This window comes from Streptomyces sp. NPDC091972 (genome assembly GCF_044756385.1).
In the GTDB taxonomy this organism is placed as follows: Bacteria; Actinomycetota; Actinomycetes; order Streptomycetales; family Streptomycetaceae; genus Streptomyces.
Genome location: NZ_JBIVSV010000002.1, coordinates 447,323 through 468,615 on the forward strand (window position 1 = coordinate 447,323; position 21,293 = coordinate 468,615).

A 21,293-nucleotide genomic window follows, 5' to 3' on the forward strand; every position below is an offset into this window, starting at 1 on the left:
TTGATGTCGCAGATGCCCCAGCAGACCGCCCTTTCGAGGTGTCCGAGCTGCGAGGAACCCCTCGAGTCGGGCGACCGTTTCTGCGGTGCGTGCGGATACGACCTGTCCGCCGTCCCGGCACGGCCGGACGACCACCCGACCGTCGCCCTGAACGGCACGCCACCGGACGGCCCCTGGCCGCAGGCACCGCACCCCCCGGCGGAGCTGCACCTGCCGACCGACCTGCGGTCCGCCGCGTCGGGCGAGCACGAACTGCCCCCGGTGCCGCCCCAGTCGGCGCCGGTGCTCGGATCGCCGGTGTCCCCCGCCTCCGGGGTGCGCTTCGACCGTCCCCCGGAGCCCGACGAGTACCCCCTCCAGGCGCCGGACCCGCGGGTCGCCGCCGGACCGGCGGGTCCTGCCGAGGAGACCAAGGTGTGCGTGGCCTGCCGCGCGGGCCGGGTCGACGGCGACGGCTACTGCGAGAACTGCGGGCACGCCCAGCCGCGTGAGCGCGACCACATGGAGCAGCAGGCCGGCCCGATCGCCGCCGTCAGCGACCGCGGCCTGCGCCACCACCGCAACGAGGACGCCTTCAGTCTCGGCACCAGCGTGCTGCCGGACGGACAGCCCGCGACCTTCGCGGTCGTCTGCGACGGCGTGTCCTCCGCGACCCGCCCCGACGACGCCTCCCTGGCCGCCTCCCGGGCCGCCGCCGACTCGCTGCTCGCGGCGCTGCCGCAGGGCACGCACCCCCAGCAGGCCATGCACGAGGCGATCGTCGCCGCCTCCCGCGCGGTCAACTCCCTCGCCGGGGAACCCGCCACGGCCCGCGAGCACCAGCCGCACCAGAACGCCCCCGCGTGCACGATCGTCGGCTCGGTCGTCACCCCGAGCCTGCTGGTCGTCGGCTGGGTCGGCGACAGCCGCGTCTACTGGGTGCCCACGGACCGCAGTTCGCCCCCGGCCCGGCTCACCGAGGACGACTCCTGGGCCGCGCAGATGGTCGCCGCGGGCCTGATGAACGAGGCGGAGGCGTACGCCGACGAGCGCGCCCACGCGATCACCGGCTGGCTCGGCGCGGACGCCTACGAACTCGACCCGCACACCGCTTCCTTCAAGCCGGACCGGCCTGGTGTGGTGGTGGTGTGCACCGACGGCCTGTGGAACTACGCGGAGGCGGCCGACGAGATGGCGCAGGCCGTACCGGCCGACGCCGCCGCGCGTCCGCTGCACACCGCCCGGGTGCTGGTCGGTCACGCCCTGGACGGCGGGGGCCACGACAACGTAACAGTGGCCGTCGTGCCGTTCCCGACCCCCGTGCAGGGGGCAGGATCGGCCTGAGGCCGCACGAACGGGGATGCCTCGGCGGGCCGGAGGGGACCGGTCCGCGATCATCGTCGCCCCACGGCTGTGGGGTTCATGAGGGGGATGTGAGCAGGCATGGCCAATTTCTCGAAGTCGAACGTGCCGCAGTTCGCGATGGACGTCTACCAGAACGAGTACCTGCCGGAGGGCGGCCGCGAGGTCAACGCGATCGTCACGGTGACCGCGACCGGCGGCGGCACGATCGGCAGCGCGGTCGCCGCCCCGCACCTGTGGTCGGCGGGGCAGGGCCCCTCGGCGGCGGTCGCGGTCATGGTCGACTGCTCGGGCTCCATGGACTACCCGCCGACCAAGATGCGCAACGCCCGCGACGCCACGGCCGCCGCGATCGACACCCTGCGCGACGGCGTGCACTTCGCGGTGATCGGCGGCACCCATGTGGCGAAGGAGGTGTATCCGGGCGGCGGGCGTCTCGCGGTCGCCGACGCCACCACCCGCGACCAGGCCAAACAGGCCCTGCGCAGGCTCAGCGCGGGCGGCGGTACGGCCATCGGGACCTGGCTGCGCCTCGCCGAACGCCTGTTGTCCTCGGCGGACGTCGCCATACGGCACGGCATCCTGCTCACCGACGGGCGCAACGAACACGAGTCGCCGGAGGACCTCAAGGCCTCCCTGGACGCCTGCGCGGGGCGTTTCACCTGCGACGCCCGAGGCGTGGGCACCGACTGGGAAGTGAAAGAAGTCACAGGGATCGCCTCCGCCCTGCTCGGGACCGCCGACATCGTGGCCGACCCGGCCGCCCTCGCCGCCGACTTCACGCAGATGATGGAGACGGCCATGGGCAAGGAGGTCGCCGACGTCGCGCTGCGGGTGTGGACGCCGGTGGGCACCACCATCAAGTTCGTCAAGCAGGTCGCGCCCACCGTCGAGGAGCTCACCGACCGCCGCACCGAGGCGGGTCCGCGCGCCGGGGACTACCCCACCGGCTCCTGGGGAGACGAGTCCCGTGACTACCACGTCTGCGTCGAGGTCCCGGCCGCGCACATCGGCCAGGAGATGCTCGCCGCCCGGGTCTCCCTGGTCGTCCCGCAGCCCGACGGGAGCTCACAGAGCCTGGGCGCGCAGGGGCTCGTCAGGGCGGTGTGGACCGACGACATGGTCGCCTCGACGTCGATCAACCCCCAGGTCGCCCACTACACCGGCCAGGCCGAACTGGCACAGGCCATCCAACAAGGGCTCGACCTTCGCAAAGCGGGCGATATCGATGGAGCAACGGCCAAGCTGGGCCGTGCCGTTCAGCTCGCGAACGACTCCGGGAACGCCGATACCGCGAAACTGCTTTCGAAGGTGGTGGACGTCGTCGATGCCACGACAGGTACTGTGCGACTGAAGGCGAAGGTCGAGGAGGCCGACGAGATGACTCTCGAGACCCGGTCGACAAAGACTGTTCGTGTAAAGAAGTAGACCGTTACCGACGGAGAAGTTCCCTGATCCGAGAGGGGGAAGCGCCGACATGCCGACCTGCCCGAACGGACACCAGTCGGGTTCCGACGACTGGTGCGAGGTCTGCGGTCACCGCATGGCCGGTGCCGTACCTCCGCCCCCTCCGCCGCCGCCCGGTCCGGGCGGGGGCGGCTACGGCTTCCCGCCGCCCGGTGGTCCCGGTGGCCGGCCCGGTGGACGCCCGAATCCCTCCGCCGCGCCGGACCCCGAGCCGGAGCTCTGCCCGCAGTGCCGTACGCCCCGGGAGGGCGGTGCGCCCTTCTGCGAGGAGTGCCGGTGGAACTTCCTGACGAACACGGCGACCTCGTACACCCCGGCCGCCCCGCGCCCGCCGGCCGGTTCCGGCGGCCCGCCCTCGCACTTCCAGCAGCAGCCGGGCCCCGGCCCGTCCTTCGGCGGCGGTGACTCCTACGAGTACCAGGGCTCGCGCCCGTCCCAGGTGAACCGCCCCGCGGAACCGATCCCCTTCGGCTCGGAGCCGTCGGGCCGCACGGGCCCGGGTGGTGCGGGCGGCCCCGGAGGCCCACAGGGCTTCCCCGGCGGCCCCGGCCAGTCCGGCCCCGGCGGTCCCGGTGGACCGGGCTCCTCCGGTCCTTCCGGTTTCCCGGGCGGCCCCGGCGGCCCCGGCCAGTCCGGTCCCGGTGGCGGGCAGGGCTTCCCCGGTGACCCCGGGCGCCCCGGAGCACCCGGCCCCTCCGGTTACCCGGGCGGCCCCGGTGGTCCCGGCGGCCCCGGACCCTCCGGTTTCCCCGGCGACCCCTCCCGCCCCGGCGGCCCCGACCAGTCCGGCCCCGGCGGTCCGGGTGGTTACGGCTACCCCCAGCCCGGCTCCAATCAGGCCCCGCCCGGGCCCCCCGGCCCCGGTGGTCCCGGCGGCCCTCAGGGCTTCGGTGGTCCTCCGACCCAGCCAGGCCCCGGCGGCCCCGGCGGCCCCGGTCAGTCCGGCCCCGGTGGACCGCAGGGCTTCCCCGGCGGCCCCGGACGTCCCGGTCCGGGCGGCCCCTCGGGTCCCGGTGGCGGTCCCGGCGGTCCCCCCAACTTCGGTGCTGACCCCTCCCGCCCGGTCCCGCCGCCTCCCGGTCCGACCCCGCCCGCGGGCCCCGGTGCCACGAGCGGTGCCCCGCAGGGCTTCCAGGCGCAGGGCGCGTCCGCCCCGCCCGCCTTCCCGCAGGAGACCAACCGGCCCCAGCCGGGCGGTCCGTCCTTCGGTGGCGGCGGCGCCGACGACTGGGTCATCTCCCCGCCCTCCGGCAACGCCCCTGGCGGTCCCGGCCAGTCCGGTCCGGGCGGTCCCGGTGGTCCCGGCGGTCCTGGTGGCCCCGGCGGCTACGGCTACCCCCAGCCCGGCTCCACCCAGACCCCGCCCGCGCCCCCCGGCCCGTCCTTCCCGCAGCAGCCCGCGACCTGGACGGCGACCATCGGCCCGGACCGCGAGTACTTCATGGCGATGATGCAGCGCTCCGGCCCCGAGGCCGCGGGTCTGAACCTGCCCGCGTACTCCCCCGAGCAGCAGCGCACGCTCACCGGCAACCAGGTCACCATCGGCCGCCGCCGGCACTCCACCGGCGACACCCCCGACGTCGACCTGTCGGTGCCGCCGGAGGACCCGGGCGTCTCCCACCAGCACGCGGTGCTGGTGCAGCAGCCGGACGGCTCCTGGGCGGTCGTCGACCAGAACTCGACGAACGGCACCACGGTCAACGGCGGCGAGGAGCCCATCACGCCGTTCGTGCCGGTGCCGCTCCAGGACGGCGACCGGGTGCACGTCGGCGCCTGGACGACGATCACGATCCGCCGGGGTTAGCGGCAAGGACGTGGACGGTCACGTCACCGGAGGGGCCACGCACACGGTCCCTCCGGGTCGTCCAGCCACGCCCACTCCCGGTCCCCGCTGACCGTGACGCCGTACCGCTCGCGGCTCGGCCGCCCCTCGCGCTCCCACAGCGCGTACGCCTCCCGCGGTGCGAGGCTGTCCCCGGTCAGGGCCAGCAGGAAGCGGAACAGGTCGCTCTCCCGGGCCCGGCGCGGGACCCCGCTCGGGTCCGGTCGTTCCCGGTCCCGCCGGCCCGCGCCGCGCAACGGCACGAAGTAGGCCGGCGTGTGCAGGAACCGCCCCTCGGCGTGCCCGGCGTCCCGCACGGTCAGGGCGATCAGGCCGGTGGCGAGCGGGCCCAGGATGCGCGCGCCGGGGCGGCACTGCGCGAGCCAGGCGGTCGGCACCGAGGCCAGGGTGCAGGTGGCGATGATCCGGTCGAAGGGGGCGCGTTCGGGCACCCCGCGCGCGCCGTCGCCGGTGACGACGACGGGGTGGTACCCGGCGGCGGCCAGATGCGCGCGCGCCGCCTCGGTGATCTCCGGCTCCAGGTCGACGGTGGTGACGTGGTCGTCGCCGAGCCGGTGCGCGAGCAGGGCCGCGTTGTAGCCGGTGCCGGCGCCGATCTCCAGGACCCGGTCGCCGTCCCGTACCCGCAGCTCTGTCAACATCATCGCCATCAGCGAGGGCTGGCTGCTGGAGGAGACGAGTTCGCCGTCGCGCAGCCGGGTGGCCAGCGGGGCGTCGGCGTAGGCCCCGCGGACCCACTTCTCCCGGGTGCGCGGGTCCGGGCTCTCGCCCCAGCGCCGCTCGTAGCCCCCCATGACGCCCACGTAGTAGTACGGCACGAACAGGTGCCGGGGCACCGCCTCGAAGGCCGCCCGCCATGCCGGGTCGGCGGCCCAGGCCCCGCTCGCGTCGATCTCCCGCACCAGCGCCGCCCGCGCGGCGGCGGCGAGTCCGGCGAGGTCCCTGTCGAGAGCGTGCGCGCTCATGCCTCCACTCTGCACCCTGCGGGCGGGAGGTCCTAAGCCTTGAGTCCTGGTCCACCCGGTCTGAGACCATGGTTGACGTGAAAGAGATCCGGCGCGGCACGCTTCAGACGCAGACCTTCTACGAGCAGGTCGGCGGGGAGGAGACCTTCCGCCGCCTCGTCCACCGTTTCTACGAGGGGGTGGCCGAGGACCCGGTCCTGCGGCCCATGTACCCCGAGGAGGACCTCGGCCCGGCCGAGGAGCGCCTCGCGCTGTTCCTGATGCAGTACTGGGGCGGCCCCACGACGTACAGCGACAACCGCGGCCACCCCCGGCTGCGGATGCGGCACGCGCCCTTCGTGGTCAACCGCGAGGCGCACGACGCGTGGCTGCGGCACATGCGGGACGCCGTCGACGAACTCGGTCTGTCCGAGCAGCACGAGACGCAGCTGTGGAACTACCTGACGTACGCGGCCGCTTCGATGGTGAACACCCCCGACTGATCACCGCTCGGTGACCGGCGTTCACTGATTGCCGGATTCCGGTCCCGCGGTGCCGGATTCCGGTCACGATCCGGTCAAGCCCTCGCTACAAGCGCTTACCCCCGACGATCCCCTCTGACATCCTCGCCGGAGATCTGGCACGACACGGCGGGGGGCCGGGTGACGGGGTTCGGGGGAATCGCACGTCTGGTGCTGCTGCGTGCGCGGGCGCACCGGCTGCTGCTGGCCGCCGCGCTGCTCACGGTCCTGCTCACCACCGCGGTCCTCGCGACCCTCACCGCCTACTCCGGCGCGATCGGCGACGCGGCCCTGCGCCACTCCCTCGCGGACCCGCGCAACGCCGCCGACACCGCGCTGGTCGTCAAGGCCGACGTGCCCGAGGAGCGCCGCGAGGCCGCCGACACCGCCGTACGCGACGCGGCGGGGCGGGCCTTCGACGGGCTGCCGGTGACCGTGCGGACGTTCCTGCGGTCGGGCCCGTACGCGCTGCCGCGGTCGTTCCAGCCCGAGTCCGCGCGGTCGGGGGACCCGGACCTGACCCACTTCGCGCGACTGGACGGCACTCGGGTGCGGCTGGTCGAGGGGCGGCTGCCGCGGCCGGCCGAGAGGCTGGTCGAGGTGGCGCTCCCGCAGGCCGCCGCCCGCGCGCTGCACCTCGCCCCCGGCGCCCGCTTCACCCTCACCGACCGGCTGCGCGGCCCGGCGGTCCGGGTCGCGGTGACCGGCCTGTACCGGCCCGTCCGCGCGGACGACCCGTACTGGCTCCTCGACGAGCTGCACGGGCGGGGCATCAACAAGCTCGACTTCACCACCTACGGCCCCCTGCTCGCAGACCCCGGGGTACTGGCCGACGGGACGGTGAGCGTCGGGACCTCGGGGTGGCTGGCGTCGGCCGACTTCGCGGCGGTGACCACCGCGCGGTCGGACGCGCTGCGGAAGTCGGCCGTCGCCGCGAACGCCGCCCTGCGCAAGGAGTCCTCCCTCGGCGGCGCCACGACCGCGTCGACCTCGCTGCCCGAGGTCCTCGACCGCACCGACCGCTCCCTGCTCGTCTCCCGCTCGACCCTGCTGATCGTCGCCCTCCAACTGGTCCTCCTCGCGGGCTGCGCCCTGCTGCTGGTGGCGGGGCTGCTGAGCAGCGAGCGCACCGGCGAGAGCCGGCTGCTGCTGGCGCGCGGTGCCTCCCGGTCCCGGATCGCGGGCCTGGCCGCCCTGGAGGGGGTGCTGCTCGCGGCGCCCGCGCTTCTGTGCGCGCCGCTGCTGGCGGGCCCGCTGACCCGGCTGCTGGCCGGGCGGGGGCCGCTGGCCCGGATCGGGCTGCACCTGGAGGTGCCGTCGGGCGGGCGGCCCGGGGTGTGGCTGGTGGCGGGCGTGGTGGCGGTCGGGTGCGCGCTGGCGGTGACCCTGCCCGCGCTGACCTCCTCCTTCGCGCGCGGCCGGGCCACCGCCCTGCCCGGTGCGGTGCGCGCGGGGGCGGACCTCGGGCTGCTGGCCGTGGCCGGGGTGGCGTACTACCAGCTCAGCCGCCAGACGTCCGGTGCCGTCTCCGACGACACCTCGGGCACCCTGGGCGTGGACCCGCTGCTGGTGGCCGCCCCCGCGCTCGCGCTGCTGGCCGGGACCGTCCTGACGCTGCGGCTGCTGCCGCCGCTGGCCCGGCTCGCCGAACGCCGGGCGACCGGCGGGCGCGGGCTGACCGCGGCGCTGGCGGGCTGGCAGATCGCCCGCCGCCCGATGCGCGGGGCGGGCCCGGTGCTGCTGCTGGTCCTCGCGACGGCGCTGGGCATGCTGGCGATCGCACAGGGCGCCTCCTGGGACCGTTCGCAGTCCGACCAGGCCGACTTCCAGGCGGGGGCACCGGTACGGGTCCTGGTGTCGGGGGACGCGGGTCTCGGCCGCACCGAGCAGTACGCGGCCGCCGCGGGCGTACGCCGGACCGCCCCCGCCGCCCGCTCCGAACTGCCGCTGTCCGGCAGCCGGGTGGCGACGGTGCTCGCGCTGGACACCTCGCACGCCTCGATGCTGATCCGCCCCGACCTGCACTCCGGGCCGTTCCTCCACGGCCTCGCCCCCGAGGGTCCGACCGTGGGGGTGAAGGTGCCCGCGGACACGGCACGGCTGCGGCTGACGGCGAGCATGCGCAGCGCGGTCCCGAGCACGACGGCACAGACCGCCGTCACCCTGATCGACGGCTACGGCACCCCCTACCGGCTGCCCGCCGGCGAACTGCCCGCCGACGGCCGGACCCACCCGCTGGACGTCTATGTGTCCGGGGGCCCGCTGACCCTCACCGCCGTGGAACTCGTGGTGTCCGTCCCCGGCGGCAAGGCCGACCGACAGCGCCTCACCGTCAGCGAGTTGACCGCCAAGGGCACCGACGGGACGGTACGCCGGCTGCCGCTGCCGACCGACTGGGACGCGAACTCGCAGACCGACGGGGTGAGTTCGACACCCGACCCCAAGACCAAGCCCACGGCACCGCGCCTGCGCTCGGCGGCCGGGCGGCTGAGCGTGGACTACGGCACCGGGTTCATCCCGTGGGACGACCAGTGGAGTTCGGGGTCGCTGACGGTCCGGCTGAAGGCCCCGCAGCCCAAGGCGCCCGGGATCACGGCCGTCGCCACCGAGAGCTTCCTCGCCTCGTCGGGCGCGGCCGTCGGGGAGCTGGTCGACGTGCCGCTGGGCGGCGAGACGGTGGGGGTGCGGATCGTGCGCTCGATACGGGAGCTGCCCACCGCCGCGGACAGCGGCGGGGCCCTGTTGCTCGATCTGCGCACCGTGAACCGCGAGTTGCAGGAGCGGTCCGGGGGCGGTGTGGAGCCGACCGAGTGGTGGCTGTCGACGGAACCGGGCGCCTCGGACAAGGTCGCGGCGGAGCTGCGGGCGCGGCCCGACATGGACCCCGCCCAGGTCGTGGTGCGGGACGAACTGGCCGGGCAGCTGCGCGACGACCCGTTCGGCGCGGGCCCCGAGGCCGCGTTCGCCGCGGCGGCCGCGGTGGCGGCGGCGCTGGCCGCGGTCGGGTTCGCGGTGAGCGCGGCGGGGTCGCTGCGGGAGCGCGGCGCGGAGTTCGCCGTACTGCGCGCCCTGGGGGCCCCGCGACGGCGGCTGGCCCGGGCGGTCGCCGTGGAACAGGGGGTCCTGGTGGTGCTGGCGCTGCTGGTGGGCGCGCTGCTGGGCGCGGCGCTGACCCGGGCGGTGGTCCCGCTGATCGTGCTGACGGACGAGGCGACCAGGCCGGTCCCGCGGGTCCTGGTCCAGCTCCCGCTTCCGCAGGCGGCCGCGTTGCTGGCGGCGGTGGCCCTCGCCCCGCTCCTGGTCACGGCGGCGCTGGCGCTGCGGCGGGCGGATCCGGCGCGGGCGCTGCGTGAGGGGGGTGAGTGAGGTGAGGCTGTTCGCACGGGCCGAGCCGCGGGTTCCGGGGGCGACCGTGCCCTGGGTGCGCACCCGGCTGCGGACCGCGCCCGGCACCGCGTTCTGGCTGGCGTTGCTGGTCGCGCTGACCGCGTGCCTGGCGGCCGCGTTCCCGCGCGCGGTGGACCGTTACGAGGACTCCGGACTGCGCCGGGCCGTCGAGCACGCCCGCCCCGACCGGACCAGCGTCCAGGTGTACGCCCCGCCGCCGTCCCCGCTGCTGACACCGCCCGAGCGGGAGGACGTCCTGCGCCCCGCCCTGCTGGCCCGGCAGTACGCCGAGGTCCGTGCCCAGGTCCCGCGCGCGCTCGCCCTCGACCCGGACCGGTCGGCGTACGGCGTGCGCACCACTCTGGACATCCCGGTGCCGGACCCGTGGCTGCCGAGGCCGACCGGAAAGCCCGCCGAGGTGACCCTGGTCGCCCAGTCGGGGCTCGGCGCCCACACCGCGGCCACCCGGGGGCGGCTGCCGCGTGCGGCGGCGGACGTGACCGCGACCGCCCCCGAGCTGGAGGCCGCGGTCACCGTCGACACCGCCAAGTCCCTCCACATCAAGGTCGGTTCGGTGCTCCACCTGCCCGCCGCCGGCCGCACCCTGCCCGTCCGCGTCACGGGCGTCGTCACCCCGCGCGACCCGAAGGGCGCCTACTGGTCCACCCGGCCCGTCCTGCGCTCGCCGTCCCTGATCCGGGAGCCCGCGCCGTCCATCGACATGCACTGGCTCGGCGCCCTGCTGATCGCCCCCGAGGCGGCCCCGGTCCTGCTGGCCACGCCCGGACGCCCGGAGCGCTTCTGGCATCTGGCGCCCTCCGAGGAGGTCCTCCGGGCCCGCGAGATCCCGGCCCTGCGGTCCGCGCTCGCCTCCCTGGAGGCCGGTCCGGCGCTGCGGAAGGTGCGCCTGGGGATCGACGGTCCGCCGACCGAGCTGACGCAGATCACCGGGCAGACCGAGATCCTCACCGACCTCGACGAGGTCCTCATCGGCTACGACCGGTTCCGGGCGGGAGTCGCCCCGCTCGTCGCGGTCGCCGCGTTCGGCACCGGCACGGTCGCCGTCGTCGTCCTGCTGATGGCGGGCGGCCTCACCGCCGACCGCCGCCGCACCGAACTCGCCCTGCTGCGGGCCCGCGGCGCCTCCCTGGGCGGTCTCACCGCCCGCCTCCTCGCCGAGACCGCCGTGGTGGCCGTCCCGGCGGGCGCCCTGGGTCTGGCCGTCGCGCTCGTCACGGTCCCCGAGGGCCGCCTGGGGTACGCGGTCGCGGCCGCCGTGGCGGTCACCGCGGTCACCTGCGCGGCCCTCCCCCTCCGCGCGGCCGCCGCCCACCGCGTGGTCCGCCTCCACACCGGACGCGAGGACATCTCCTCGGTACGGCCGTCCCGGCGCCGTACGGTCGCCGAGCTGACGCTGCTGGTGCTGGCGGCGGGGGCGGTGGAGTCGCTGCGCCGCCGGGGCACCTCCGGCGCGTCCGACGACCTCGTCTCCCTGGCGCCCGTGCTGGTGGGCGTGATCGCCGCCCTGGTCCTGGTCCGCCTGTACCCGCTGCCGCTGCGGGGCCTGGCCCGGCCGGCCGCCCGGCTGCGCGGTGTCCTCGCCCATCTGTCCCTGGCCCGGGCGGGCCGCACCTCGGCCTCCGCCGTCCTGCCGCTGCTCGCCCTGCTGACCGCCCTGACCACGGCGGCCTTCGGCGGCTCGGTCCTCGCGGGCGTGAAGGAGGCCCGCGACCAGGCGGCCCTCCTCGCGGTCGGCGCCGACGCCCGCGTGGAAACGTCGACGCCGCTCCCGTCGGGGCTGCCGGACCGACTGCGCCGGTCGCCGGGGGTGAGCGGCCTGTCCGCGGTGAGCGTCACCTACGACGCCAAACCGGAGAACGGGGCACAGTCGCTGCCGCTGGCCGGGGTGGACCCCGCGGACTACGCGGCACTGGCGTCCCGGACGGACATCGGCGCCTTCGCGGCGGCCCGGCTGCGGGAAGGGGCACCCGGCGCCCCGGTCCCGGCGCTGGCCTCCACGGCCACCGCCCGGACGTACGGCACCCGCCCCTTCCCGGTCCTCCTCCCGGACGGCAGCTCGGTCACCGTCCGCATCACCACCGTCCTCGACCGCACCCCGGCGGTGGCCGGCCCGGACTTCCTGGTCGTGAACCGCGCGGCGCTGAACCCGGCGATGTCACGCCCCACGACCCTGCTGCTGACGGGCAAGGGCCTGGACGGGGCCGCCCTGCGCAAGACGGCCCCCCGGGCGGCCTCCGTGCACCTGCGGTCCGAGGAACGGCGGCGCTACGCCGGCTCCCCCCTCCAGACCGGGGCGGAAGGCGTCTACGCCACGGCGGTCGCGGCCGGCACCGGATACGCGGTCCTGGCCCTCCTGCTGTCCCTGCTGCGCACGGCCCCCGAACGCACAGCTCTGCTGGCCCGTCTGCGCACGATGGGCCTGACCCGGGCGGCGGGCCGCCGTCTGCTGATCCTGGAGTCCCTGCCCCAGGCGGTCCTGGCCGCGCTGGGAGGCGTCCTCACGGGCTGGGCCACCGTCCACCTCCTGTCCCCGGGGATCGACCTGACCGCCATCGCCCTCCCCGCGGCCGAAACCGCCTCCACCGGTGCCCGGTTGCGCACGGACGCCCTCTCCCTGGCGATACCGGCGACGGCCGTGCTGCTGCTGGCGGTGGGGATGGGAGTCGGCCAGGCCTGGTGGTCGGCAAGACGGGGCTCGGTGCGGGAGCTGAGGGCGGGGGACGCGCGATGAGCGACCTCGGAGGGACGGCCGCCGCCGACGAGCGACCTCGCACGGGCGGGAGACACGCGGTGAGCGACTGCGTACGGGCGGGGGACGCGCGATGAGCGACCTCGCAAGGACGGGAGACGCGCGGTGAGCGACTTCGCGCGGGCGGGGGCCGCCCCGGCGGCACGACCGCCCGCTGGGCACGGCACCCGCCGGACGGCACAGCGCGGCACATCGACAGGCGCCCCCTCAGGAGACGGCCAGTGACCACGAACCCCACCCTCACCGACCTCGCCCACAAGGCGACCCGGTTCCGCGACCGCCCCGCCTACGGCCACGACGCCCTGATCACCTGCGACCGGCTCGTCCGCATCTTCACCACGGACGGCGTCGAGGTGCAGGCGCTCCAGGGCCTCGACCTCCTCGTCCGGGAGGGCGAACTCCTCGCCCTCGTGGGCGCGTCCGGCAGCGGCAAGTCGACCCTCATGAACATCCTCGCCGGGCTGGACACGCCGACCGCCGGCGCGGCCAGGGTCGCGGGCCACGACCTTCTGACCATGACCGCGAAGGACCGCCTGGCCTACCGCCGCAGGACCGTCGGCTTCGTCTGGCAGCAGACCTCCCGCAACCTCCTCCCCTACCTCACCGCGGCCCAGAACGTCACCCTGCCCATGCAGCTCTCCGGCTCCCGGGCACGCCGCCGCGCCCACACCGAACGCGCGCTGGAACTCCTGGAGTTGCTGGAGGTGGCCGACTGCCGCGACCGCCGCCCGCACCAGATGTCGGGCGGCCAGCAGCAGCGCGTGGCGATCGCGGTGGCGCTGGCCAACAGCCCCGCGGTCCTCCTGGCCGACGAACCGACGGGCGAACTCGACTCCCAGACCGCGGAACAGATCTTCGCCGCGTTCCGCACCGCCAACGAACAGCTCGGCACGACCATCGTCATCGTCACCCACGACCAGGCGGTGGCGGGCGAGGTCCGCCGCGCGGTGGCCATCAGGGACGGCCGCACCTCCACCGAGGTCCTGCGCCGCAGTCAGGTGGACGCGGCCACGGGCGACGAGACGGTGGTGGCGAGGGAGTACGCGATGCTCGACCGCGCAGGCCGCCTCCAGCTCCCGAAGGAGTACACCGAGGCGCTGGGCATGCGCGACCGGGTCGCGCTGGAACTGGAGCCCGACCACATCGGTGTGTGGCCGGACGACAGCGACCGGGACTGACGGCCGGTCAGCGCACGCTGACGCCGAGCGCCCCGAGTCCCCCCGGGCGTACGGCGATCGAGCCGTACGGCGTGCGCAGCCGCAGCCACGCCCCCGACGCGTACAGCGCCGCCTGGCCACCGGGCCGCAGGAAGCCGAGCGACTGGGCCGCGTGCACGGCCCGCACGGGCAGCCGGGTGTCCCCCACGGTCCGGGACCAGATCTCCCGCCCGATCCGGTCGAGTTCGGCCCGGGTACGCGCCTCGGGGCCCAACTCCTCCGTACGGGAGCGGAATTCGGCGACCCCGGCGTGCACGAGCGCCCGCAGCGCCTCCGGCTCCGGCAGCCCGGGCGTCTCCTGCCACCCGCCGCGCGGCGGCAGCACTCCGGCCCACGGCGGGCCGGTCACCGCCGCCGGCACGACAGCCGTGCCGGCACCCTCGTCGACGGACTCCAGGAGCTCGCCGGCGGACACGGTCACGTCGAGCGTGACGTCGAGGCCGTTCTCGTACGGCTTGGCGAGGCGGACCGCCCGGACCGCCAGCACCTCGAAGGACGGCGGCCGCCCGAAGACGGCGAGCGCGGTGCCGGTGCCCTGGAGGCGCACCGCGGCCGAGCGGTCGTAGTGGAGCAGCCGGGAGAGGAAGGCGGCGAGGTCGGCCGCCTCCGACTCGTCGGCGAGGTGGAGCACCGTCATGCGGCGACGGCCTCCTCCTCGTCGTCGTCCCGGTACTCCTCGAGGAACTCCCGTTCCTCCGCGGTGATCCGGCGCGGCCGCTGGGCCGAGAAGTCGAACGGCACTATCACCGTCGAGGCCCGGACGTAGACCTCGTCGCCGTCCTTCACCTCGTAGGCGATGGTGAAGGACGCCGCGCGGATCTCGGTGACCCACAGCTCGATGTCCACCGGCGCGTGCCGGTGGACGAGCTGCCGCTTGTAGTCGATCTCATGGCGTGCCACCACGGACCCCTGCTGGAAGTCCTTCTCCGGGCGGAACAGGAAGTCGATACGGGCTTCCTCCAGGTAGCGGAGGAAGACCACGTTGTTGACGTGGCCGTACGCGTCCATGTCCGCCCAGCGCAGCGGGCAGCGGTAGATGTGCCGCAAGATCAGCCCCGGGTCAGCTTCTTGTAGGTGGCGCGGTGCGGACGGGCCGCGTCCGGGCCGAGCCGCTCGATCTTGTTCTTCTCGTACGACTCGAAGTTGCCCTCGAACCAGAACCACTTGGAGTCACCCTCGTAGGCGAGGATGTGGGTGGCGACCCGGTCCAGGAACCACCGGTCGTGGGAGACGACCACGGCCGCGCCCGGGAACTCGAGGAGCGCGTTCTCCAGGGAGCCGAGGGTCTCTACGTCGAGGTCGTTGGTCGGCTCGTCGAGGAGCAGGAGGTTGCCGCCCTGCTTGAGGGTGAGCGCCAGGTTGAGGCGGTTGCGCTCACCGCCGGACAGCACACCGGCCGGCTTCTGCTGGTCCGGGCCCTTGAAGCCGAAGGCCGAGACGTACGCCCGGCTCGGCATCTCGACCTGGCCGACGTTGATGTAGTCGAGCTCGTCGGAGACGACCGCCCACAGCGTCTTCTTCGGGTCGATGTTGGCGCGGCTCTGGTCGACGTACGAGATCTTGACGGTCTCGCCGACCTTGATGGTGCCGGAGTCCGGCTGCTCCAGGCCCTGGATCATCTTGAAGAGGGTGGTCTTGCCGGCGCCGTTGGGGCCGATGACACCGACGATGCCGTTGCGCGGCAGGGTGAAGCTCAGGTCGTCGATCAGGACCTTGTCGCCGAAGCCCTTGCTGAGGTTGCTGACCTCGACGACGACGCTGCCGAGCCGCGGGCCCGGCGGGATCTGGATCTCCTCGAAGTCCAGCTTCCGCATCTTGTCGGCCTCGGCGGCCATCTCCTCGTACCGCGCGAGACGGGCCTTCGACTTGGCCTGACGCCCCTTGGCGTTGGAGCGGACCCACTCGAGCTCTTCCTTGAGCCGCTTGGCGCGCTTGGCGTCCTTGGCGCCCTCGACCTTGAGACGGGTCTGCTTGGTCTCCAGGTACTTCGAGTAGTTGCCCTCGTAGCCGTGCAGGCGGCCGCGGTCGACCTCGCAGATCCAGCCGGCGACGTTGTCCAGGAAGTACCGGTCGTGGGTGACGGCCACGATGGTGCCCTCGTACTTGGCGAGGTGCTGCTCCAGCCAGTTCACCGACTCGGCGTCGAGGTGGTTGGTGGGCTCGTCGAGGAGCAGCAGGTCAGGAGCTTCGAGGAGCAGCTTGCACAGGGCCACGCGGCGCCGCTCACCACCGGAGAGGTTGGTGACGGGCCAGTCGCCGGGCGGGCACCCGAGCGCGTCCATGGCCTGCTCGAGCTGGGCGTCGAGGTCCCACGCGTTGGCGTGGTCGAGCTCCTCCTGGAGCTTGCCCATCTCGTCGAGCAGTGCGTCGGAGTAGTCCGTGGCCATGAGCTCGGCGATCTCGTTGAACCGGTCGAGCTTGCCCTTGACCTCGGAGACGCCCTCCTGGACGTTCTCCAGGACGGTCTTCTCCTCGTTCAGCGGCGGCTCCTGAAGCAGGATCCCCACGGTGTAACCCGGCGACAGGAAGGCATCGCCGTTCGACGGCTGCTCCAGCCCCGCCATGATCTTCAGAATGGTCGACTTACCGGCACCGTTCGGGCCGACCACACCGATCTTCGCGCCGGGCAGGAAGTTCAGCGAGACGTCGTCAAGGATGACCTTGTCGCCGATTGCCTTGCGCGTCTTGCGCATGGTGTAGATGTACTCAGCCAAGAGAAACCGTCCGGCAACTTGAAATCTGGCAGTGGGCAGATACACCCCATCTTGCCTGAGGTCCACCCTCGGGTGGTAACCCGTTTGGTCGGGGGGCTGTGACCTGGGGTTTTCGTCGTGGCTGTCGCCGAGCGGCGGCGGGCCGCACTTCACTTGGATCCTGGATCGCGCTTCCTCGGCAGTCCTGAACGCGGGCTCCTGGTGACCGACCGTGCGTACAGCCACACCTGCTCGACGACTGCTGTGACCTGCGACCACCTTGTCGATCAACGACGGCGGAGCGTGCCCCGGCCCGCGCCGGCGCCGGCCTCCCCGAACGCCTCGCCGGATCAGTCGCCGGCCCGCGAACCCTACGCGGGATCAGTCACCGACCCGCCGCACCGCCACCAGCACGGCCGCGCCCACGGCGAGCACCCCCACCGCTCCCGCCGACCGCATCAGCCCCCGGTTCGTGCCCCACGACAGCACCGACCACCGGGACCGCGCCGACAGCAGCGATCCCGTGCTCAGCCAGGAGCCCCCGGAGATCAGGGACAGCGCCGAACCGATCGAGCCGACGGACAGGGCGCTGCCGATCGAGCCGACCGACAGGGCAGAGCCCACCGAACCGACGGACAGCACCGAGCCCACCGAGCCGATGGACAGCACCGAGTCGCGGGACCACAGGGACAGCACCGAGTCCGAGGAGGGGTGACGCGCCGGCGATGCGGAGGGCTTGGTCATGGCGCCATTCTGCCCCGCCCCGGCCCGCCCCGTTCAGTCCTGTGCGCGGTTCTGCTTCCTGCCGGTGATGACGAGGGCCGCGCCCCCAATCACCACCAGGGCGATGGCGGTGCCGGCGATCAGCGGGGTGGTGGCGGAGCCGCCGGTCTCGGCGAGGTTGACGTCGGTGGTGGGGACGGCCACCGTGGCGGGGCTGGGCTCGCTGAGCGTCTGGGTCGAGGCGCCCGTCTCACTGCTGCGGGTGCGGCAGTCGAGGACACCGGTGAAGCGCTTGGCCAGGCCGTCGGGACCGGTGATCGTGAAGTCGTACGCCTGGTCCTCCTGGAGCGGGACCGTCACCGTGCGGGTCTCGCCCGCCGCGATGGTGTACTCCGTGCCCATCAGCTCGAACGCGAACTTCTCGTCGCCCTGGTTGACGGCCGTGATGTCCAGGCCGCCCTCGGCGCAGTTCCGCGCCGCGGACAGGGCCGGGACGGCGCCTTCCTTCGCCCAGGTCGCGCTCGCCGCGGCCGAGACCGTCGACTCGCTGGACCCGGCGAGGATCTGGGTCTGGCTGCGGCTCTCGGAGGCGAACGCCCGGCCCACCGGCACGGTGGTCGAGGCCTGCACGGTCAGGTCGGCCGATCCGGCAGCAGCGTCCTCGGGGACGTCGAAGTAGAGCTCGCCGCCGTTGCCCGCCGAGGTCACCGGGTTGCCGTCCTTGCCGACGATCCGCACGCCGCTGGTGGCCGCGTCCGCCGGCGGGGTGACCGTGACGCCGGCCGCGTTGGTGTGCACCGTCACCGGGCCGAGCAGCTCGCCGGGGTGGCCGGAGACCGCGGGCGGGTCGAGCGTCAGGGACGCCGTCGGCTCCGCGACGTCACGTGCGCTCTTCTCCAGGTAGTCCGCGAGCTTCTCGGCCTGCGGGTCGGCGGCGTCGACGTCCGCGTGGTCCGAGTAGCGCCAGATCGCCACCTGGGTGCCCGCCGCCGCGTCCTGCTCGGTCAGGCCCGAACCGACACCGGCCTTGGCGGCGAGCGCCGCGAGATCGTTGACCTGGGGGTAGGAGTTCTGCAGGATCCAACGGATCCGGCCGGCGTCCTTGTTGGCCCCCAGCGAGGTGCCGCTCCAGTCGGTCTCGTGGTACTTGGCGTCCTTCTGCGTGGGGTTGTAGAGGTCGACGCAGTAGGTCTGCAGGGTGCCGCCGCCCTCGACGGACATCTCGAACAGCCCGGCAGGCACCGGGATGTCGCCGTCGGTGCCGTGTATCACCGCGTCACCGTAGGTCTTCAGGCCCCCTATCGTGGCGGTCGCCCCTCTCTGGCCCTGCGCTGCCTCGTCCGCCGACGCCGGGCCGGCGACGGCGACCGTCGCACCGGCGGCGAGCAGGCCGGAGACGAACGTGGCGGCCGCGAGGCGAGCCGCCCCGCGTCCGCGCACGGACAGCGCAGAGAACGCAGAAAACACGGAATTCCCCTTCGAGCAGGACCCGTTGTCGAGCGGGGTGGCGGTACCACCAGCAGAATCAGTAGCCCCGGGAGCTGTGTTCGGCATCCTAGGGACGCGGCCGCCCCCCTCTTCCCGAGGATGCGGTCGGAAGATCGATCCGACTCGGAATCGTTATCGCCAAGGACTTTCACCCGCATGGCTTATCGACAAGTCGACCGGTGACATCCGGAGCACAGGTGCCGATAAGCCGCACTTCGGTCAGCCCCGCCGCATCCCCGGCCGCCGTCACGTCACCGCGACGGGCTCCTGTCGGTCCGCGACCTCACCCGGCGGTGTCTCCCAGGCGGGCTCGGGCTGTGCGGACCCGCCCGCGGCGCTGTGCTCCGGCCGCTGGGTGCGCCGGAAGGCCGAGGTGCCGCGCGCGAGGTCGTGACCGATCGCCACGGCGTCGATGTCGGCCGAGGTCCAGGCCGGCTGCCCCTCGCGCGTCTCCGTGCGCACCTTCAGCCGGCCCTGCACGACCACCGAGTCACCCACGTTGATCGACCCCGCCACGTTCGTGGCGAGCTGGCGATTGGCCCACACCGTGAAGAAGTTGGTGTGCCCGTCCGTCCACTCGTTCTTCTCGCGGTCCAGGTACCGCGCCGTCGCCGCGAGCCGGAACCGCACCGAGGCACCTGTCGCCAGCTCCCGGTACACCGGCTGTGTCGCCACGTTGCCCACCGCGCAGATCATGGTCTCGTTCATCGCTGGAACCCCTCCCGGAGATGCGTACGGGCCCGTCCCGTACGGCTGCTGCCGTCTGCCCGGCGACCGCGTCACCGCGATCGCCGTGAAGCCAGACTGCCTCCGCCGGGCCGGGCCCGCCGCGCCCTGTGGACCGTCCCCGGGCTGTGGAGAACTCCGCCACCCGAACGAGGGATTCCACTCCCGGGACCGCCCGTTCACCCCACCCCGACGACCTTGTGGTACTGCTCCCGGACCTCCCGGTACCGCAGGAGTTCCGCCGCCACCGGGTCCAGCACCCGTGCCCGCCCGCAGCCGGACGCCGCTTCCCGCAGCCGCCGTTCCGCCTCCACGCCGTACCGACGCGCGGGCCCCCGCGCCGCCATCCGGCAGCTCCACTCGACGAGCGGGCCGCCGACGATGCCGGCCACCATCAGCAGCACCGGGACGCCCAGGTTCGGCGCCAGGACCCCGACGATCTGGCCCACCAGCCACAGCCCGCCGGCGACCTGAAGGAGCGTCATGGACGCCTGCGCCAGCACGGCCACCGGCCACCAGCCGGGACGCGGCGGACGGCCCGGCGGCAGCCCGGCCCGGGCCGTCAGCTCGTCCAGCGCCTCGGGCAGCCCCTGCGATCCGCGTACGGCCGCCTCCCGCACCGCCTGCGCCCACGGCGCGGGCAGTCCGGCCGAGGCCCGGTCGGCGAGCGTCCGTACGGCATGCTCGACCCGCTGCCGCGCGGTCGCCTCCTCGTCGGGCTGGGCACGCGACGGCAGCCGCCCCGTGGGGGGTTCGCGCCGGTCCTGGTACCAGCGCCACAGCCGCAGCCAGGGCGTTCCGCACGCGCGGTTGGCGTTGCGCAGCCAGGCGCGCTCGGCCGCCTCGCCCGCCGCGGTGGCGCCGACCGCGTCCGCGAGCCGGTCGGCGAAGTCGTCGCGCGCCTCCTCGCTCAGCCCGGTGCGCCGGCCCGTCGCGTACACGGGCCGCAGCCGCCACGCCGCCGCGTCCACGTCGGCCGCGATCCGCCGCGCGGGAGCCCCGCGCTCCGCCACGAACTGGCCGAGCGCCTCCCGCAGTTCACCGACGCCGTCGCCGGTGAGCGCCGACACCGCGAGCACGGTCGCGCCCGGTTCGCCGTACTCCCCGAGGGCGATCCCGTCCTCGTCCAGCAGCCGCCGCAGATCGTCGAGGACCTGCTCGGCGGCCTCCCCGGGCAGCCGGTCGATCTGGTTGAGGACGACGAACATGACCTCCGCGTGGCCCGCCATGGGCCGCAGATAGCGCTCGTGCAGGATCGCGTCGGCGTACTTCTCGGGGTCGACGACCCAGATGACGGCGTCCACGAGGGCCAGCACCCGGTCCACGTGCTCGCGGTGCTGGACCGCCGCCGAGTCGTGGTCGGGCAGGTCGACCAGCACGAGCCCGCGCAACTGGGCCTCCGACTCGGCGCTCTGCAAGGGCCGCCGCCGCAACCGGGGCGGGATGCCGAGCCGTTCGATGAGACTGGCCGAACCGTCGCTCCAGCTGCACGCGATCGGCGCGGCCGTGGTGGGCCGGCGCACGCCGGTCTCCGAGATGGCCACCCCCGCGAGCGAGTTGAACAGTTGCGACTTGCCGCTGCCCGTGGCTCCGGCGATGGCGACGACGGTGTGCTGCCCGGAGAGCCTGCGCCGGGTGGCCGCCTCGTCCAGGACCTGCCCGGCCTCGGCGAGCGTGCGGCTGTCGAGCCGGGCCCGTGAGAGCCCGACCAGTTCCCGCAGCGCCTCCAGACGGGAGCGCAGGGGGCCGTCGTAGGTGAGCGGGGCGGCCGGCGGGGCGTTGGTCCCGCGCGCCTCCACGGCTGCGGCCTGCTCGCTCTCGGCGGTGACCCGGCGGGCGATGAGCCCGTCGTCCCAGGCGCCCCCCAACTCGCCGTCGTCCGGCCCTCCGGAGTCCTGCACGGCCTCCCCGCGCGCGGGCCCCTGGCCGGTGTACGCCCGCGCGGGACCGGAAGCAGCGTCCGCGCGCCGGTCAGTCTCCGCCCGCGCGGGACCGGAAGCAGCGTCCGCGCGCCGGTCAGTCTCCGCCCTCCTCACGCGCGCGTGCCCGCCTTTCCCGCCTTCGTCCGCCACCGCGTCGCCCCCGTTCGGTTTCTCGGCCGGCCCTTTCCCGTTCCCGGACGCGGCGTCCCCCGCCCGCTCCGTGTGGTCCTGATCCGTGACGGCGGTCATCG

15 protein-coding genes are annotated in these 21,293 nt (G+C 74.4%); 7 read left to right on the top strand and 8 right to left on the bottom strand.

Features of this window, described 5'->3' with window-relative positions; translation table 11 throughout:
- The first annotated feature begins 3 nt into the window (after positions 1 to 3).
- The 3 genes from ACIQJT_RS07280 (at position 4) to ACIQJT_RS07290 (ending at position 4,612) form a co-directional block, all read left to right on the top strand.
- Positions 4 to 1,323, top strand: coding sequence for a protein phosphatase 2C domain-containing protein (locus tag ACIQJT_RS07280; RefSeq protein ID WP_402640649.1), 1,320 nt, complete (start codon positions 4 to 6; stop codon positions 1,321 to 1,323).
- Positions 1,324 to 1,422: 99 nt separating this feature from the next.
- The gene (locus ACIQJT_RS07285; protein ID WP_402640652.1) at positions 1,423 to 2,769 is read left to right on the top strand and encodes a VWA domain-containing protein; all 1,347 of its coding nucleotides are present in this window, start codon (positions 1,423 to 1,425) and stop codon (positions 2,767 to 2,769) included.
- Positions 2,770 to 2,818: 49 nt separating this feature from the next.
- Entirely contained in the window at positions 2,819 to 4,612 is a 1,794-nt protein-coding gene (locus tag ACIQJT_RS07290) for an FHA domain-containing protein (RefSeq protein WP_402640654.1), read from the top strand.
- A 23-nt stretch (positions 4,613 to 4,635) separates the two neighbouring features.
- Here the strand turns inward: ACIQJT_RS07290 and ACIQJT_RS07295 are convergent, their stop codons facing one another.
- Positions 4,636 to 5,616, bottom strand: a complete 981-nt coding sequence (locus ACIQJT_RS07295) for a methyltransferase domain-containing protein (RefSeq protein WP_402640657.1) — start codon at positions 5,614 to 5,616, stop codon at positions 4,636 to 4,638.
- A gap of 68 nt (positions 5,617 to 5,684) precedes the next feature.
- On the opposite strand from ACIQJT_RS07295, the gene ACIQJT_RS07300 reads away from it, so the two are divergent.
- From ACIQJT_RS07300 to ACIQJT_RS07315, 4 genes are all read left to right on the top strand, one after another.
- The gene (locus ACIQJT_RS07300) at positions 5,685 to 6,098 is read left to right on the top strand and encodes a globin (RefSeq protein WP_402640659.1); all 414 of its coding nucleotides are present in this window, start codon (positions 5,685 to 5,687) and stop codon (positions 6,096 to 6,098) included.
- 189 nt (positions 6,099 to 6,287) lie between these two features.
- Entirely contained in the window at positions 6,288 to 9,482 is a 3,195-nt protein-coding gene (locus ACIQJT_RS07305; RefSeq protein ID WP_402640661.1) for an FtsX-like permease family protein, read from the top strand.
- On the top strand, positions 9,475 to 12,255 hold the full coding sequence (locus ACIQJT_RS07310; protein WP_402640664.1) for an ABC transporter permease: 2,781 nt from the start codon (positions 9,475 to 9,477) through the stop codon (positions 12,253 to 12,255). The genes ACIQJT_RS07305 and ACIQJT_RS07310 overlap by 8 nt, the downstream gene beginning before the upstream one ends.
- 239 nt (positions 12,256 to 12,494) lie before the next feature.
- A complete protein-coding gene (locus ACIQJT_RS07315; RefSeq protein ID WP_402640666.1) occupies positions 12,495 to 13,451 on the top strand; it encodes an ABC transporter ATP-binding protein in 957 nt (318 codons plus the stop codon).
- A gap of 7 nt (positions 13,452 to 13,458) precedes the next feature.
- Here ACIQJT_RS07315 and ACIQJT_RS07320 read toward each other — a convergent pair whose 3' ends face one another.
- The 7 genes from ACIQJT_RS07320 to ACIQJT_RS07350 all read right to left on the bottom strand — a co-directional run bounded on the left by ACIQJT_RS07320 (position 13,459) and on the right by ACIQJT_RS07350 (position 21,291).
- On the bottom strand, positions 13,459 to 14,127 hold the full coding sequence (locus ACIQJT_RS07320) for a hypothetical protein (RefSeq protein WP_402640669.1): 669 nt from the start codon (positions 14,125 to 14,127) through the stop codon (positions 13,459 to 13,461).
- Positions 14,124 to 14,537, bottom strand: coding sequence for a thioesterase family protein (locus ACIQJT_RS07325; RefSeq protein ID WP_053849892.1), 414 nt, complete (start codon positions 14,535 to 14,537; stop codon positions 14,124 to 14,126). The genes ACIQJT_RS07320 and ACIQJT_RS07325 overlap by 4 nt, the downstream gene beginning before the upstream one ends.
- A 2-nt stretch (positions 14,538 to 14,539) precedes the next feature.
- A complete protein-coding gene (ettA, locus tag ACIQJT_RS07330; RefSeq protein WP_365450145.1) occupies positions 14,540 to 16,204 on the bottom strand; it encodes an energy-dependent translational throttle protein EttA in 1,665 nt (554 codons plus the stop codon).
- Between the two features lie 360 nt (positions 16,205 to 16,564).
- Positions 16,565 to 16,927: a hypothetical protein gene (locus ACIQJT_RS07335; protein WP_402640673.1), complete on the bottom strand. Its 363-nt coding sequence runs from the start codon at positions 16,925 to 16,927 to the stop codon at positions 16,565 to 16,567.
- A 33-nt stretch (positions 16,928 to 16,960) separates the two neighbouring features.
- Positions 16,961 to 18,373, bottom strand: a complete 1,413-nt coding sequence (locus ACIQJT_RS07340; protein ID WP_402640676.1) for a Cys-Gln thioester bond-forming surface protein — start codon at positions 18,371 to 18,373, stop codon at positions 16,961 to 16,963.
- A gap of 267 nt (positions 18,374 to 18,640) precedes the next feature.
- Entirely contained in the window at positions 18,641 to 19,102 is a 462-nt protein-coding gene (locus tag ACIQJT_RS07345; protein WP_402640678.1) for a single-stranded DNA-binding protein, read from the bottom strand.
- Between the two features lie 197 nt (positions 19,103 to 19,299).
- Positions 19,300 to 21,291: a GTP-binding protein gene (locus ACIQJT_RS07350; protein ID WP_402640680.1), complete on the bottom strand. Its 1,992-nt coding sequence runs from the start codon at positions 21,289 to 21,291 to the stop codon at positions 19,300 to 19,302.
- Positions 21,292 to 21,293 lie beyond the last annotated feature (2 nt).